Annotated in this window: 14 protein-coding genes and 1 pseudogene; 6 read left to right on the forward strand and 9 right to left on the reverse strand. The window is 62.2% G+C overall.

Annotated features, from left to right (window positions below):
- Positions 1–26: 26 nt before the first annotated feature.
- The 8 genes and pseudogenes from KIG99_RS19215 to KIG99_RS20950 form a co-directional block, all read right to left on the reverse strand.
- Positions 27–590 carry a chemotaxis protein CheW gene (locus KIG99_RS19215; RefSeq protein ID WP_226461631.1) on the reverse strand — a complete coding sequence of 188 codons (564 nt, stop codon included), beginning with the start codon at positions 588–590 and terminating at the stop codon, positions 27–29.
- A 17-nt stretch (positions 591–607) separates the two neighbouring features.
- Positions 608–2,527: a HAMP domain-containing methyl-accepting chemotaxis protein gene (locus tag KIG99_RS19220; protein ID WP_226461632.1), complete on the reverse strand. Its 1,920-nt coding sequence runs from the start codon at positions 2,525–2,527 to the stop codon at positions 608–610.
- A 148-nt stretch (positions 2,528–2,675) separates the two neighbouring features.
- Positions 2,676–4,955, reverse strand: a complete 2,280-nt coding sequence (locus KIG99_RS19225) for a chemotaxis protein CheA (RefSeq protein WP_226461633.1) — start codon at positions 4,953–4,955, stop codon at positions 2,676–2,678.
- Between the two features lie 10 nt (positions 4,956–4,965).
- Positions 4,966–5,460 (reverse strand): STAS domain-containing protein, encoded by a 495-nt coding sequence (locus KIG99_RS19230; protein WP_226461634.1) that lies wholly within the window; start codon positions 5,458–5,460, stop codon positions 4,966–4,968.
- Between the two features lie 4 nt (positions 5,461–5,464).
- Positions 5,465–5,791 (reverse strand): STAS domain-containing protein, encoded by a 327-nt coding sequence (locus KIG99_RS19235; protein WP_226461635.1) that lies wholly within the window; start codon positions 5,789–5,791, stop codon positions 5,465–5,467.
- 10 nt (positions 5,792–5,801) lie between these two features.
- The gene (locus KIG99_RS19240) at positions 5,802–6,149 is read right to left on the reverse strand and encodes an STAS domain-containing protein (RefSeq protein WP_226461636.1); all 348 of its coding nucleotides are present in this window, start codon (positions 6,147–6,149) and stop codon (positions 5,802–5,804) included.
- Between the two features lie 8 nt (positions 6,150–6,157).
- Positions 6,158–6,526 (reverse strand): response regulator, encoded by a 369-nt coding sequence (locus KIG99_RS19245; protein ID WP_226461637.1) that lies wholly within the window; start codon positions 6,524–6,526, stop codon positions 6,158–6,160.
- A gap of 11 nt (positions 6,527–6,537) precedes the next feature.
- A pseudogene (locus KIG99_RS20950) lies at positions 6,538–7,149 on the reverse strand (methyl-accepting chemotaxis protein); the annotation flags it as partial.
- Positions 7,150–8,112: 963 nt separating this feature from the next.
- Between KIG99_RS20950 and KIG99_RS19255 the strand changes: the two are divergent.
- The 3 genes from KIG99_RS19255 to KIG99_RS19265 all read left to right on the forward strand — a co-directional run bounded on the left by KIG99_RS19255 (position 8,113) and on the right by KIG99_RS19265 (position 9,821).
- Positions 8,113–9,048: a DnaJ C-terminal domain-containing protein gene (locus tag KIG99_RS19255; protein WP_226461639.1), complete on the forward strand. Its 936-nt coding sequence runs from the start codon at positions 8,113–8,115 to the stop codon at positions 9,046–9,048.
- Positions 9,045–9,362 (forward strand): chaperone modulator CbpM, encoded by a 318-nt coding sequence (locus KIG99_RS19260; RefSeq protein ID WP_226461640.1) that lies wholly within the window; start codon positions 9,045–9,047, stop codon positions 9,360–9,362. The genes KIG99_RS19255 and KIG99_RS19260 overlap by 4 nt, the downstream gene beginning before the upstream one ends.
- Before the next feature lie 111 nt (positions 9,363–9,473).
- Positions 9,474–9,821: a collagen-like protein gene (locus tag KIG99_RS19265; protein ID WP_264180439.1), complete on the forward strand. Its 348-nt coding sequence runs from the start codon at positions 9,474–9,476 to the stop codon at positions 9,819–9,821.
- A 93-nt stretch (positions 9,822–9,914) separates the two neighbouring features.
- Here KIG99_RS19265 and KIG99_RS19270 read toward each other — a convergent pair whose 3' ends face one another.
- Complete coding sequence (locus KIG99_RS19270) at positions 9,915–10,847, reverse strand: hypothetical protein (RefSeq protein ID WP_226461641.1); 933 nt, start codon at positions 10,845–10,847, stop codon at positions 9,915–9,917.
- Positions 10,848–11,062: 215 nt separating this feature from the next.
- On the opposite strand from KIG99_RS19270, the gene KIG99_RS19275 reads away from it, so the two are divergent.
- The 3 genes from KIG99_RS19275 (at position 11,063) to KIG99_RS19285 (ending at position 15,620) form a co-directional block, all read left to right on the forward strand.
- On the forward strand, positions 11,063–13,255 hold the full coding sequence (locus KIG99_RS19275) for a diguanylate cyclase (RefSeq protein ID WP_226461642.1): 2,193 nt from the start codon (positions 11,063–11,065) through the stop codon (positions 13,253–13,255).
- A gap of 129 nt (positions 13,256–13,384) precedes the next feature.
- Positions 13,385–13,921, forward strand: coding sequence for a ferritin-like domain-containing protein (locus KIG99_RS19280; protein ID WP_226461643.1), 537 nt, complete (start codon positions 13,385–13,387; stop codon positions 13,919–13,921).
- A gap of 70 nt (positions 13,922–13,991) precedes the next feature.
- A complete protein-coding gene (locus KIG99_RS19285; protein ID WP_226461644.1) occupies positions 13,992–15,620 on the forward strand; it encodes an NADP-dependent glyceraldehyde-3-phosphate dehydrogenase in 1,629 nt (542 codons plus the stop codon).
- Positions 15,621–15,674 lie beyond the last annotated feature (54 nt).

Genomic DNA, 15,674 nt, shown 5'->3' on the forward strand with positions numbered 1-15,674 from the left:
CTTGGTTTGAAAAGACGGGGGAGCTTTCAGGTCCCACTCCGTTCAGCTTGGGAGACGGCGGCAAGCACGGCGATTTCGTCAAGGGCGAGAATGCGATTGACGTCGAGCATGACGACGAACTTGCCGTTCACCTTGCCCATGCCGCTGATGAAATCGATGCGGATGCGCGCCCCGAACTCGGGCGGTGGCTCGATATCGCCGGACGGGATTTCGAGCACTTCCGATACGGCATCGACGACGATCCCCATCTGCTGTCCGTGCCCTCCCTGGCCGAGATCACCGGTCTCGATGATGACGATGCAGGTGCGCTTGGTGATCTGTCCGGCCGGCCGGCCGAAGCGTACCGCCATGTCGACCACGGGGACCACCGAGCCGCGCAGGTTGATGACGCCCCGGATGAAGGGCGGCACCATCGGCACCTCGGTCAGGCAACCGTATTCGATGATTTCGCGAATGGCGAGAATGCCGATGGCGAACATCTCCTCGCCCAGGCTGAAGGTCAGGTACTGCTGCTGTTCGGTCAGCGCATCCGGACCGGCCGGCTGGCCGGCCTGGGCCGTGGGAGTGAGTTGAGTGGTCGGGCTGCTCATGATGGCCTCGTGCTTCCTCAGAAACGGGCGAAGTTGGTTTCGTCGGGGTGCGTCGTGCCGCCACCCTTCCTGGTCAGCGGCGCAACATTCCCGGCTGCAACCGAATTGGCCGCCTGGTTCTTGCCCGGCGAAACGCCCGGACGGGCATGGCCGCGCCCGTTATCGACGCGGAAGAAGGACATGATTTCCTGCAGGTTGGTGGCCTGCGAAGACATTTCCTCGGCGGTTGCGGCCAGTTCCTCGGAGGCGCTGGCATTTTGCTGGGTGATCTGGCTGAGCTGGCTCATCGCGGTATTCACCTGGTTCACGCCGACCGTCTGTTCTTCGGAGGCGGAGGTGATTTCCTGGACGAGGTCGGCAGTCTTCTTCGTGGCGGGAACGATCTCGTCGAGCAGCTTGCCGGCCTTTTCGGCCATGCCGACGCTGTTGACCGCCAGCTCGCCGATTTCCTGCGCGGCCACCTGCGAGCGCTCGGCCAGCTTGCGCACTTCGGCGGCGACGACCGCGAAGCCCTTGCCGTGTTCGCCGGCGCGGGCGGCCTCGATCGCTGCGTTGAGGGCGAGCAGGTTGGTCTGGTAGGCGATGTCGTCGATGATGCCGATCTTCTTGGCAATCTGCTTCATGGCGCCGACCGTCTCGCTGACTGCCTGGCCGCCTTCCGCTGCCTTCGTGCTGCCCTGGGCCGACATGCCGTCGGCGATCTTGGCGTTTTCGGTGTTCTGCTGGATGGAGGAAGCCATCTGTTCGATTGAGGCCGAGGTTTCCTCGACCGAGGCCGCCTGTTCGCTCGAAGCCTGCGACAGCGACTGGGCCGTGGACGAAACCTGGGTTGTTGCCGAAGCCAGGGTTTCGGCCGTGCTATTCACTTCGGCAATGGTCTGCGCGAGTTTTTCGACAGTGTTGTTGACGGTGTTCTTGAAATCCATCAACTGGCCCTTGTAATCGCCGGTGACAGTACGGGTCAGATTGCCGTTTTCGAGTTCGACAAGGACGGCGATCGATTCGTTGAGCGGAATGACGATACCGTCCAGGGTGGCATTGATGCCTTCGACGATCTTGCGGAAATCGCCCTGATGCTTGCTGACATCGGCCCGTACATCGAGTTTTCCTTCGGTGGCTGCCTGGATCAGCTGGTTGGTGTCGGCCTGCAAGGCGCGCAGACTGGTGCTCATCTGCTGCATGGCGGCCATCAGGCTGGTGTTGTCGCCCGCCGCCAGCTGGATATTGCTCGACAGGTCGCCGACCGCGACCCGGTTGGCGATTTCGGCTGCGTGATCGGGTTCTCCGCCCAGTTGCTTGAGAAAGGCGCGGGCGATGGTGTAGCTGATGATGCCGACGGCAGCCAGGGTCAGCGCGGCAATGAGCAGGGAAATGTAGAACGACGAGGTGCGCACCGCATTGGCGTCTTCGGCGCCTTTTTTCGCGAGCTTCACGTTGTGTTCGAATTGCTCGTCGATCACCTCGGAAAGCTTGCGGGCGAACGGGGCGGCGTTCTCGGCCAGCTTCAGCGCCTGTTCCGTGCGGCCGGCGCGCGATTCGGCAAAGATAGGCTCGAGCAGGGGATCGTATTGCTCGAACAGCTTCCTTTCCTGATCGAGCAGGTCCTTGTCCTTTTCGTCCGAGACCAGGCCGTCATCGACATATCTCTTGAAAGCGGCATGAATGGCGGTGCGGAAGCCTTTGATTATGTTTTCGATTTCGGCAAGCTTGGCCGGGTCGGAGTTGATCAGGTGACGGTTGGCGCCGACCCGGAGCAGCAGGACCTGCTTGCGCAAGTCGTCGAGGACCACCAGGCTGGGAACGGCATTGGTGTTGCCGTAGTTGGCGGCATCGAAAACCTTGCCCATCTGGTATTGGCCAAGCCCGGTCAGCAAGGCGATTCCGAACAGGGCCGAACCGGCCAGCAAGGCCATTTTTTGCGCGACGGTGAGTTTCATCTCAATTTCCCTTGGGGATCAAAAAAGTTGTTTCGATGGAGCCCACCAGCCATCTGGTGTGCCTGTTTGCGAGCGGATGAGGCAATTGCTGCCGGAGCACCGGAGCGACTCCGGGCGGAAAGAAGGACTCGGAATGCGGCATCGCTTTTCACTCCAGCGCGGCGCAAGTCGCGGCGAGAAGGTTGCGCCGTCCCTCACGACCGGCAACCCGGCGGACCAGGCCGGGCACGTCGAGGATTAGTGCGACCCGGCCGGTGCCCAGGATGGTGAAGCCGCTGATTCCCTGCAATCCGTTGAAAACGGCGCCAAGCGGACGGATGACCGTCTGGTATTCGCCCTGCAGGGTGTCTACGACTAGGCCGGCCCGGTGTCCGGCGTAATTGACCACGACGACGTTTTGCCGCTGCAAGGGTTGCAGCAGCAAAGCCAGCCCCGGATCGATCTGCCGGCGCAGGTCATATTCGTCATATTCCTCCTCGGCCGGCGGCGGTTCGGGAATCTCGAAGAGGTCCTTGAGGCGAATGAAAGGCAGCAGTTCGCCGCGCAGATTGAGGTGGTCGCGGCCTTGCGAGGCATCGATTTCCTCCTGCGTGAGTTCGACGCACTCGACGACCATCTCGAGCGGGACGACGAAGGACGAGGCACCGACGCCGACCAGGAAGCCGTCGATGATGGCCAGCGTCAGCGGCAGGCGGATGCGCATCGTGGTGCCCAGCCCCTCGCAGCTTTCGATCTCGATGCTGCCGCGCAGCGCAGTGATGTTGCGACGCACGACATCCATGCCGACGCCACGTCCGGACAGGTTGTTTACCTGTTCGGCGGTCGAGAAGCCGGGTTCGAAAATGAGATTGTGGATCTCGCTGTCGCTGAGCGTCTGTTCCGGCTTGACCAGGCCGCGTTCGATGGCCTTGGCCAGGATGCGCTCGCGGGGCAGGCCGCCGCCGTCGTCGGAGACCTCGATCGCGATGCTGCCGGAGTCATGGTAGGCGTTGAGGCGTAGCGTGCCCTGGGCCGGTTTGCCGCGGGCCAGGCGCAGTTCGGCCGACTCGATGCCGTGATCCATCGAGTTGCGCACGAGGTGGGTCAGGGGATCGCCGATTTTCTCGACGACCGTCTTGTCGAGTTCTGTTTCGGCACCGCTGATTTCGAGGCGGATATCCTTGCCGATTTCCTTCGAGACGTCGCGCACCACGCGCTGGAATTTGTTGAAGGTGGCGCCGATCTGGACCATGCGCAACTGCAGTGCTGAATCGCGGATGTTTTCGACCAGCCGGTTCATCACCGATGCGGCTTCGAGCAATTCAGGAATGCCGCTTTTCAGTGCCGACAGGTTGATGCCGGCGCTGGCGATGATCAGTTCGCCGATCAGGTTGATGTGTTCGTCGAGCTTCTCCGCATTGACCCGGATCAGCGCGGCATCCCCTTGTTTGTTTTCCTTGACCTGCTTTTGCTTCTGCAATGCGGCAGCAACCACGGCGGGCTGGACGACATGCTGAGCGACTAGGACTTCGCCGATCGCATGCTCGGCTTCGCCCTGTTTGCGGGCCTTCGCCTGTGCCTCCAGTGCAGCTTCGATTTCGGCCTGGGTCAGCGTGCCGCAGCGGATGAGGATTTCGCCCAGGCGCAATTCTTCTTCCGGCATGCCCTGGATCAGATCGAGGTATTGATCGATCTTGCTGTGCGGCGGCAGGATGCGGATACGGGCATCGTCGCGGACGAATTCGAAGGCGCCTTCGATGGTCTGTTTGTCGGCCGCGGTCCGGAAGTTGATTTCGAAACCGAGGTAACAGTCTTCCGGATCCATCTCGGGGGCCGGCGGCATGCTCTCGCTCAGGGTGACGATGGTGACGATCTGGCCGAAGGTGGTCAGGTAGCGGATGAAGGCCACCGGGTCCATGCCGTTCTTCAGGACATCGCGCCCGAAGCGCAGAGAGATGTGCCAGTTGTCGGACCCGACGCCGTTACCCTGTTCGTCGTTTTCCCGCACGAATTCGGCTTCGTGGCGAACCGGCGCGGTATTTTCGGTGGGCGGGGCCGGCTGGCCGGAGAGGGTGTTCAGGCTGGCCACCAGTTCGGCGCTGCGGGCATGGGTTTCGGGTGCGGGATTCTGGCCAGCTTCGACGTGGTCAATCAAGGCCCCCATGTGGTCGCAGATCTCGAGAAAAAGGGCGACCAGTTCGCCGGTGATGCGCAATTCGGCAGCGCGTACCATGTCGAGCACATTTTCGGCGTTGTGGGTGAAGGCAACGACATGATCGAGACCGAACAGGCCGGCCGATCCCTTGATGGTATGGGCGGCCCGAAAAATGGCGGCAATCAGGTCGCCATCGTCGGGTGCCTGCTCCACCTTGAGCAGGGCTTCCTCCATGTTTTCGAGGAGTTCGCGGCTTTCGATGACAAATGTCTTGAGGGCGTCGTCAAGATTCATGCGGTTAACCTCAATGTATGTGGCGGGCAGGTGCCGGCCGCGCAAAAATGCCGGCCAGCTCGCACAGATCCAGCAAGTGGATGACCGGATCGACAGATTGGTGGAAATGGATGTGTTTGCCGAGGCGGGCAGCTGCTCGCTTGGCCATCACGATGAGTTGCAGGCTGTCGTCATTGATCTCGCCGAGTTCGCCAAGATCGATGACGATTTCCCATATTTCGAAGTGGGCAACGGCTTCAAGCAGGTTTTCGCGGATGAAATGAGCGGCCAGGTGGCTCGGTACGCTCAGTTCCGTGCAGTATTGCCCCGTCTCCAGCAGAGCCTGAGCCGATGGCTTTGGCGGCGGAAAGGCCGGAAATTTCCGGGGTGAGGGCGTCGCACGAAAAACACGGCCGGGCTGCTTGATCTTGTGCCTGACCGGCTTTTCCATCGCTTGAACCTCGGTGCTTTCGAGATATTGGCGGCTGGCCCGGATGAAAGCAGCGAAGGCCTCTTCCATATCCATGGCGTCACCCCTGCAGTTTCGAGCGGATCAGGACCGGGTCGCCGAAAAAGCCCGCCAGGTCGCAGAGATCGATCAGGTCGAGAACGGGGTCGCTATGCCGGCAAAAACGGATCGTCTTGCTCTGCCAGGCCGCCTCGCGCTTGGCCATGATCATCAATTGCAGACCGGCCGAATCGATCTCCGTGACATCGGAGAGATCAATTTCTATATCGCCGCTGGTGCAGAGGGCAATGGCTTCGAGCAAGCGTCCCTTGAGTTCGCCAGCCGTGAAGATGGTGAATTCGCCGGCCACGCAGAGTGCCGGGACGCTTGATTCGGACAGGTCGGACATGGCTTTTTCCTTAAGGCGAAGACGGTTGCAAGGTGTTTTCCGGCGAGCCGTCCGGCGCCTGCCAGGCAGCAAAAAAGCCGGCCAGGTCGCATAGTTCGAGCAGCTTCAAGGCCGGGTCGGGGTGGTTGATGAAACGAATGTTCTTGCCCTGGTCGGCGGCTTCCCGCTTGGCTGCAACCAGAAGCTGCAGGGCGGCGCCATCGAGTTCGCCGATGTCGGCCAGATTGATCTCGATATCCCGGCTGTCCGTCAGCGCGAGGGCATCGGGCAAACCTTCCCGGAGGGCCCTGGCGATGAATGCGGTCGACGTGCCGGCGAGCGCGGAAACGGGTTGCGCTGATTCCGGCAGTTTGGGCATGACGAGTCTTAGGGCAGGATCAGCTTGGCGACGGCCGCGAGCATCTGGGGCGGCTGGAAGGGCTTGACCACCCAGGCCTTGGCGCCGGCAGCCTGGCCTTCGGCTTTCTTGCTTTCGCCAGCTTCAGTGGTGAGCATGATGACCGGCGTGAATTTGTAGGCCGGAAGCTGCTTGGCTGCCTTGACGAAGGAAATGCCGTCCATGTTGGGCATGTTCACGTCGCTGATGATCAGGTGGATCTTCCTGCCGTCGAGCTTGTTCAGTGCATCCTTGCCGTCGCAGGCGTCGATGACGTCGTAACCGGCGCCTTTCAGTGCAATGCTGACGACCTGCCGCAGGGAGGCCGAGTCGTCCACTATCAGGATGGTCTTTGCCATGGGTATTACCTTTAGAAAAATGTGATTTCGTTGTTGCTGGCCGCGCTCGTCGCTGTGCCGCCGTGATGGACCGCATGTTGCTCGGGCATGGTGTAGGTCTGCGACAACTCGCTCAGCCATTGCGCGGCATCGACCGGCATGCCTTGGCTGTCGGTGGGCTGGAGTTCGCTTTCCCGGATGTTCTGCTGCAGTTTCTTCAAGTCGTTATTGACGTGATTGAGCACCTGGCTGACTCGATCCTGGAATTGCAGGGCAACCAGTACCTCGGCCACTTCCTGGCCGACCTGGACGCCTTGCTGGCGCAGGTTTTCGGAGTTTTCGGCAAGATTGGTCGCGGCCTGCCCGAAGCGGGAGATCACATGGCCGATGACTTGGCTCGAATCGTTGACCAGGGCTTCATCCTGCTCGGCATACTGGTGCGATATCTGCAGCGTCTCGGCAATTGCCTTGTTTACGGTGTCGACCGTGTCGGCAATCTTCTTGCCGGTTTCGCCGGACAAGGTCGACAGCTTGCGCACCTCATCGGCGACCACGGCAAAGCCGCGCCCGACCTCGCCGGCCCGGGCAGCTTCGATCGCGGCATTGAGGGCAAGCAGGTTGGTCTGCTTGGCGATGTCGCCGACATCCTGGGCCATGCGCTGCAGGGCCGTGGTCTGGCTCGACAGGTTGGTTACCTCGTGGAGCAGGGTCTCCTTGGTGGACAGGGCGGCGCGCAATGAGGTGATGATCGAATCGAGCTCGCCTTGCGCCGAGTTGAGCAGGGCAATCAATTTGTGGCCGCCCGATTCGCCGTCCACCGCAGCAGGCGAGGAAGAAAAGGTGCCTTCGAGGCGTTGCGAAATGTCGGCAAAGCGCTGGGCGAGCGCGATGGCAGCTTCTTCGGTATGGCTTTGCGCCATTTCGATCTGCCCCGACCATACCGGCAGGACGCCAAGGCAAAGTTGCTCCAGGCCGGGGATGCTATGCGGCTGTTGTGCCAATCGGCTGCTGCTTGCTGCGCACAAAGCCATTTCGACGGCCTTGCCGATTTGCTGGCGGAGCTGCCGTGCCGACCACATCGCACCGGCCAGGCTGATGCACGCGACAAGCAAGGCGAGAAGGAAGCCGGTCAGGGTCAGACCGGTGTAGATCAGGATAACGAGAATGCAGAAAATGCCATGCAGCATAAAGGGTATTTGCTTATGGAAATATGCTTCACCGATGCCTTCCGATTTTGTGGAATCCATTGGTAGGCAAGAATCGGCGGCTTTTTCCATGGCTTGCTTCTGGGCTGAATAGGTGGCCATAGCATGGGTGAGTATGGCGTTAGGAAATATCAGCGTTGGTTGATTTAAACGTAGGTTTCCGACGAGGCGGTGTAGGGAAATTCCTACGAGGTGCGACGACGGCATTTTCTGGTCTGCAGCCGAAGATGACCTGTACGAGGGGCGGAAAGTCATGTTCCCTCACTTACTCTTCATTGAATTGGCCGAACCTGATTCGTCCCGGGCGCTCCGGGTTATGTGCGCTGCCGCACAGAGTTGCAGGTCACTGCCTGGCAAAATGAATAATGCCGCCTTCATCCGGCAACCTCAGCAGGCAGCCCAATGAAATTCAAGGATTACTACCAGGCCATGGGCCTTGAACGCACGGCCTCGGCCGATGCGATCAAGAAGGCTTATCGCAAGCTTGCCCACCAGTACCATCCCGATGTCTCGAAGGACCCGGCGGGTGAGGAAAAATTCAAGGAGCTGGCCGAGGCCTACGCGACGTTGAAGGATCCGGAAAAGCGGCAGGCCTACGACAATCTGGGTAGCCGCCCGGCCGGCGAGCAATTCACGCCGCCGCCGGACTGGCAGCAGCGTTACAAGACCGATGCCGCCGGCTTTGACGATGTCGATCTTGCCGACATCTTTGCCGCCTTCAGCCGTTCCGGGCGGCAACGCCAGCCGGCGCCGGTTGCCGGTCAGGATTACGAAGTGGCGGCGCATATTTCGCTCGAACAGCTTTTTCGCGGCGGTGAAATCGAGGTGCGCGCCGAATTGCCGGAGTACGACAAGAATGGCCTGGCCCACCGTGTCGACCGGACGTTTCGCATCAGCATTCCGCTCGGCGCCGCCGACGGTCAGCGCCTGCGTCTGGCCGGCAAGGGGGGCAGCGGCTTCAATGGTGGCCGGGCCGGTGATCTTTACGTGGCGCTGGCGGTGCAGGTGCATCCGCTGTACCGGGTCAGCGGTCGCGACCTCTACCTCGATTTGCCGCTCAGCCCATGGGAGGCCGTGCTCGGCGCGACGGTCGAGGTGCCGACACCGGGTGGCGTGGTTGAACTCAAAATCAGTGCTGGTACGCAGGCCGGCCAAAAGCTGCGCCTGGCCGGGCGCGGGCTGGGCAAGACGGATGGCAGCGCCGGTGCGCTCTACGCAGTGGTCCGAATCGAGGTGCCGGCGGCGCTCGGTCCGCGCGAACGGGTGTTGTTCGAACAGCTGGCAGCGAATTCCGGATTCAACCCAAGACAGCATTTCCTGACGGGAGCAGCGGCATGAACAGGCAATTGAGCGAGGCGGTCTGGCTGAATGATGCGGCGGTCTGCGATATCGAACATCTGGCCGAAGTCTCCGGACTGTCGATTGGCGAGGTGAGCGACCTGGTCGACATCGGTGTCATCGTGCCCAGCGGTCGACCGGCTGGAACGGTGGTTTTTCACCTTTGCCAGGTGTTGACCGTCAAGCGCGCCAGGCGCCTGCGCGACGATTTCCAGCTCGATCATCACGGAGTGGCGCTCGCCCTGACGCTGATCCAGCGCATTGGCGAGTTGCAGGCTGAACTCGATGCCCTGCGCCGTCCTGCCGCGCGCTGACCGGCGTTCCGGCGGGCGATATGTACGCCAGCCAACAGACCGGACAGGTGCTTGCCCTCATTCTGAAGCATGCGGTTCTTCCGGCCGCCGACAACTGAAAAAGGAATTGCCATGAACTATTCACTAGCCAGCATTTTGCTGATCGCCGCCCTTGGTCTGGGCGCCTGTGCCGGTCCGGCCGGCCCGCAGGGCGAACGCGGCAACACCGGCAATACGGGGAATACCGGTAACACGGGCAGCACCGGCAATACCGGTGCCAAGGGGGCGACCGGCAATCAGGGCAATACCGGTTATACCGGCGCGACGGGCGAAACGGGTAGCCAGGGTTCGGCTGGCGCGGTCGGTGAAACCGGCGCGACCGGCACCCAGGGCAATACCGGTGCAACCGGCGCCAAGGGCAAGACCGGCGCGGTCAACACCACCGGCAGCACCGTCATTGTGGTGCCGCCGACGCGCTGATCCGGCGTGGCGTGGCAAGGGGGCCGAGCGCAAACTCGGCCCCCTTTTTTCATTTGGGGAAAGCAGGCACCGGCGGCAGTGCCTGCGGCTGGTCTAGCGGCGGTCCGGGCCGCGCTCGTCGTTGCGGTTGTCGCGACCCTTGTCCCGACCTCTCTCCTGACTTCTTTCCTGATTCCTGTCCTGGCCACGATCCTGGGCATTGCCTTGCGCCTGGTTCGGCTGCCGCTCCGGGGCGCGCTGTTCGACGCGTTCCTGGGACCGCTCCTGCGTGCGTTCCGGCCGGCTTTGCGGGGCCGCACGCTCACGCTGGCCGTCACGCGCATTGCCTGCTTCGGGCGGGCGGCTTTCACGAGGCGCGGTGTTTGGCCGCGACTGCATTTGCGGCGGGCGCTCGCTCGGCATCGGGCGGCTCTGTTCTCGTGGCCCGGCGTCCGGCCTGGCCGGTTGTTCAAAGTGTTGGCGGGTCACGGCTTCGCGCGGCTGGTAGCGATAGTTCTCGGCGCGAATCACCTGTTGCTGCTCGCGCGCGCCGGGATAGCGATCGCCGCTGTAGTTGCGTTGATAGCCGGGGAGCGGGGCCGGGCGCGGCGCGGCATGTTGCTTGCGGTCATTCCAGCCGTGGCGCCGGGCCGCCCAGTCACGCCCCCAGTGGTCGCCCCAGCGCGGTGCCGCATTGGCTTGCCAGCCGTGGAAATAGGACGGCGGTTGCCGGTAGTAGCGGACCGGCACGCGCAGGACGAAGAGCGGCACGTCCATCGGGTTGATCGATTGCCAGGGGCCGTTGTACCAGCCGCTGGAATACCAGTTGTCGTCGCGATAGACCCAGTACAGGCCGTCGTAGAAAAAGTAGTTGGAATTGGCCCGCGGCGCGTAGTAGACCGGTGAGCCGGGCACCAGCACCAGTTGCGGATAAACCGGCAGGTTGATGCCGATATTGACGCCGGGCAGGCCGATTTCGACCCCGATCTGGGCGTGGACCGTGGCGAGCGGGGCGAGTAGCGAGAGAGCTAAGAGAAGGCGGCGCATGCGATGAACTCCTTGGCGATGCGGCAGGCCGGCTGTTTCCGGAGATCGAATCGACACGGCGCGCCACAATGGGGTCAAGATACGGCAGCCGTCAGTCCGGATATGTGCGCTATCGCGCATATCGAAAGACCTGCACGGGTTATGCTTTACGAATAGGGGTGGTGTTTCCGCAAGGGGATTCGATCCGGCCAGGGCTGAACAAGCCGAGGAGCACAATGCCGTCAATATCGATTCAAAGCCCGAAGCTCAACCGCATCCTGGCCGCGCTGCCGCTCAGCGAGTTCGCGCGGCTGGAGGATGACCTGGAACTGGTCGACCTGCCGCTCGGCCGCATTTTGTACGATGCCGGCGACAGCCTCGAATTCGTCTACTTCCCAACGACCTGCATCGTCTCGCTGGTTTTTGCCACCGAGAACGGCTCGTCGGCCGAACTGGCGATGACCGGCAATGACGGCTTGCTCGGCATTCCGCTGGTGCTCGGCGGCGAAACGACCACCCACAAGGTCGTGGTGCAAAGCGCCGGTGCCGCCTACCGCCTGCGCGCCGAAGTGATCGTCTGGGAGCTTGACCAGGGCGGAAATCTCCTGCGGCTCTGCCTGAGCTATGCCCAGGCGCTGATGACCCAGATGGCGCAAAGCGTCGTCTGCAACCGCCACCATTCGGTCGACCAGCAGCTTTGCCGCTGGCTGCTGCTCAGTCTCGACCAGTTGAGCGGCAACCAGATCAACATGACGCAGGAACTGATCGCCGGCATGCTCGGCGTGCGCCGCGAAGCCGTCACCGAAGCGGCCGGCAAGCTGCAGGCGGCCGGCTTGATCCAGTACCGGCGCGGCCACATCACGGTTTGCGACCGGCCGGGCCTGGAAGCCCGGGTCTGCGAGTGCTACGCCATCGTCAAATCCGAGTACGACCGGCTGTTTCGCCTGACGTCGCCGATCCTGCCCAAGAACCGGCTGCGCCCGAATCCGGCCACCCTGCGCCAGCGCGCCGAAGCCCGCCTGCAGCAGACGCAGGCCGCCAGCCCGGCAAGCGCCTGGGACAGCGACCGGCTGCTGCACGAATTGCAGGTGCATCAGGTCGAGCTGGAAATGCACAACGAGGAGTTGCGCCATGCCTACGGCGAAGCCGACTCCCTGCGCGAGAAATACGCCGATATCTATGACTTCGCCCCGGTCGGCTATTTCACGCTCGATGTGCAAGGCGTCATCCTCCAGCTCAATCTGGCCGGCGCCATCCTGCTCGGCATCAAGCGTTCGCGGCACGGGTGTTACCGTTTCGCGGCAGCGGTCAAACCTGCGTATTTGCCGGCCTTCAATGCCTTCCAGGAAGAAGTCCTCGCCAACAAGGCGAAAACCCATTGCGAAATCGTGTTGCTCGCCACCGAGCAGCGTCCCGAGGCGACGGTCAGAATCGAGGCGGTGCCTGACGAAAGCAGTCGCGAATGCCGCATGGTGGTGATCGACATCACCGCAGAGAAGGAAGCAAGCCGCGCCCTGCGCGAGCGGGAGGGCTATCAGCGCGCCTTGCTCGACAACTTTCCCTTCATGGTCTGGCTCAAGGACGAGCAGAGCCGTTACCTGGCAGTCAACGCGCCGTTTGCACTGAATTACAACTGGTCCTCGGTCGAGGCGCCGGTCGGCAAGACCGATTTCGATATCACCACCCGCGAACTCGCCGATGCGTACCAGGCGGATGACCAGGCCATCATGTGCAGTGGCGAGAAAAGAAGCCTGGAACAAAAGGTCGAGGTGCACGGCGAGGAACGCTGGTTTGAAACCTACAAGTCGCCGGTGGTGGTCGATGACAAGCTGGTGGGAACCGTGGGTTTTACCCGCGACATCAGCAAGCGCAAGGCGATGGAGGCGGAACTGCGCAGCCTGGCGGCGACCGATGCGCTGACCGCACTCGCCAACCGGCCGCATTTCCTGGAGCATCTCGAGGCAGCCCATGCCGGCCTGCAGCGCGAGGCTGATCACCCGGTTGCCCTGATGCTGCTCGATCTCGATCACTTCCAGATGGTCAATGACACGCTCGGACATGCCGCCGGCGATGCCTTGCTGCGGCTGTTTTCGGCGCTGCTGCACGATGAGCTGCGCAAGGTCGATATCGCCGGTCGCTTTGTCGATGACGAGTTTGCCGTATTGATGCCGCAAGCCGATCTCGATGCCGCGATGATCCTCGCCGAACGTATCCGGGCCAAGGTGGCGGTGACCTCGGTCAGCATCGGCGAACGCCAGGTGGCCATGAGCGTCAGTATCGGTATTGCGTCGATGAACCCGACCGACCCATCATCCGGGCAAGCACTCGAGTATGCCGAAGCGGCGCTTGGTCGCGCCAAGGCGCAGGGGCGCAACCGGGTGGAAGTGGCGGTGACGGATCTGGATGGCATTCTGCCTGCCGCGTCCTGATTAGCTGGTCAGCGCCCGGCCCGGGCGCCAATGCGTGGCAGCGAACCGAAGGGCGCGGCATTACGGCCTAAAAAGGAAGTGGCAATCGTGTTTCACGATTCCTTTCGCTCACTCCTACAGGAAAACACCATGAACAAGGCCAAGAAAGCTGCACTCGTCGGCATCGATACCGATGCCATTCGCGCCGCTGCGAAGAATTTTGAAAATGGCGCCGTCACCGGCGGTTATCAGGCCAATCGCAAGCTGGTGGTCGAAATGCTGAACGGCGCGCTGGCTACCGAACTGGTCTGCGTCCTGCGCTACAAGCGGCATTACTACACCGCGACCGGCCTGCAGAACGGTCCGATCAAGGCTGAGTTCCTGCAGCATGCGCTGGAAGAGCAGGGCCATGCCGATCTGCTGGCGGAGCGCATCGTCCAGCTGAACGGCCATCCCGATTTCAATCCGGCCACGCTCAGCGAACGCAGCCATGCCGAATACGATGAATCGCGCGATACGCAGTCGATGATCAAGGCCAACTTGATCGCCGAGCGCGTCGCCATCGAATCCTATCGTCTGATGATCGAGGCGCTTGGCGATGCCGACCCGACGACGCGGCAGATGCTGATCGGCATCATGGCCGTCGAGGAGCAGCACGCCGACGACATGCGCGACCTGCTGGCCTGAGCGCTGCACGGAAGCTTGCTTTTGTAACGCGATTCGCGCTTAACTGGCTTTTTCCCTTGTCGAGATCAGCATGCCAACAGCCGAACAACTGGCGGGGCTGTTTCCCCGCGAAGATGCCATTCCCGCCGATTGCCGCATCCTGGCGCCAATCCATCAGCGCGCTATCCTGATCAACGGCGAAATGCAGATATGGAAGGGCGAGACGCGGCCGGTGCTTTCACCGGTCTGCGTCGCCGATGACGCAGGCAGGCTGGCGCATGTCGAACTGGGCAGCGTGCCGGTGACCGGCACGAGCGAGGCCGATGCGGCGCTGGCCGCGGCGGTTGCCGCCTACGATCACGGGCGCGGCGCCTGGCCGAACCTGTCGGTGGCCGAGCGCATCGCCTGCGTCGTCGATTTCACCGGCCAGATCGTCGCCCGCCGGCGCGAGATCGTGAACCTGATCATGTGGGAAATCGGCAAGAGCCTGGCCGACTCGCAAAAGGAATTCGACCGCACCATCGATTACATCCGCGCCACCATCGAGGAACTGAAGCGCCTCGACAACAGCAATTCGCGCTTCGAGATCGTCGACGGCACGATCGCCCAGATCCGCCGCTCGCCGGTCGGCATCGCGCTGTGCATGGGGCCGTACAACTACCCGATGAACGAAACCTTCAGCACGCTGATCCCGGCGCTGATCATGGGCAATGTCGTGCTTTTCAAGCCGCCGCGCTTCGGCGTGCTGCTTTACTACCCGATGCTGGAAGCCTTCCGCAGCGCCTTCCCGCCGGGCGTCATCAACATCGTTTACGGTCAGGGCCATGTCGTCGTGCCGCACATCATGGGTTCCGGCAAGGTCAATGTGCTGGCGCTGATCGGCTCTTCCGAAGTCGCCGACCAACTCAAGAAGTCGCACCCGAAAACCAACCGCCTGCGCGCCATTCTCGGGCTGGGCGCCAAGAACGCGGCAATCATCATGCCGGATGCCGACATCGAACTGACGGTCAAGGAGTGCATCACCGGCGCGCTGTCCTTCAACGGTCAACGTTGCACGGCGATCAAAATGATCCTGGTGCACCAGTCGATTGCCGAAAGCTTCCTGCGTCGCTTCTGCGAAGAGGTCGGCAAACTGGCGATCGGCATGCCCTGGGAGCCGGGCGTCATGCTGACGCCGCTGCCCGAGATGGAAATGGTCGCCTACATGAACGAATGCATTGCCGACGCGGTGGGCAAGGGCGCGCGCGTGATCAATCCGGGCGGCGGCACGACGGTCGAGACGCTGTTCTATCCGGCCGTGCTTTTCCCGGTCAGGGAAGGCATGAAGCTCTATCGCGAGGAGCAGTTCGGGCCGATCATCCCGGTGGCTACCTTCGAGGACATCGAAACGCCGCTCGACTACGTGATCACCTCCGATCACGGCCAGCAGGTCAGCATCTTCGGCAGCGATCCCGAGCAGATCGCCTCGCTGGTCGATACGCTGGTCAACCAGGTTTGCCGGGTCAATATCAACTGCCAGTGCCAGCGCGGGCCGGACGTCTTTCCCTTCGTCGGGCGCAAGGATTCGGCCGAGGGCACGCTGTCCGTGCATGATGCGCTGCGTGCCTTCTCGATCCGCACCATGGTTGCCGCCAAGCAGACCGAGGCCTCGAAAAAGCTGCTCGACGCCATCGTGCTCGGCAACAAGTCCAACTTCATCAATACCCACTTCATTCTGTGACGTGCCGGCGATGTGTTAGCCAGCGCACATCGCCGATGGGCAGGACGGCGTAGT

This window comes from Quatrionicoccus australiensis (genome assembly GCF_020510425.1).
Classification (GTDB): Bacteria; Pseudomonadota; Gammaproteobacteria; order Burkholderiales; family Rhodocyclaceae; genus Azonexus; species Azonexus australiensis_A.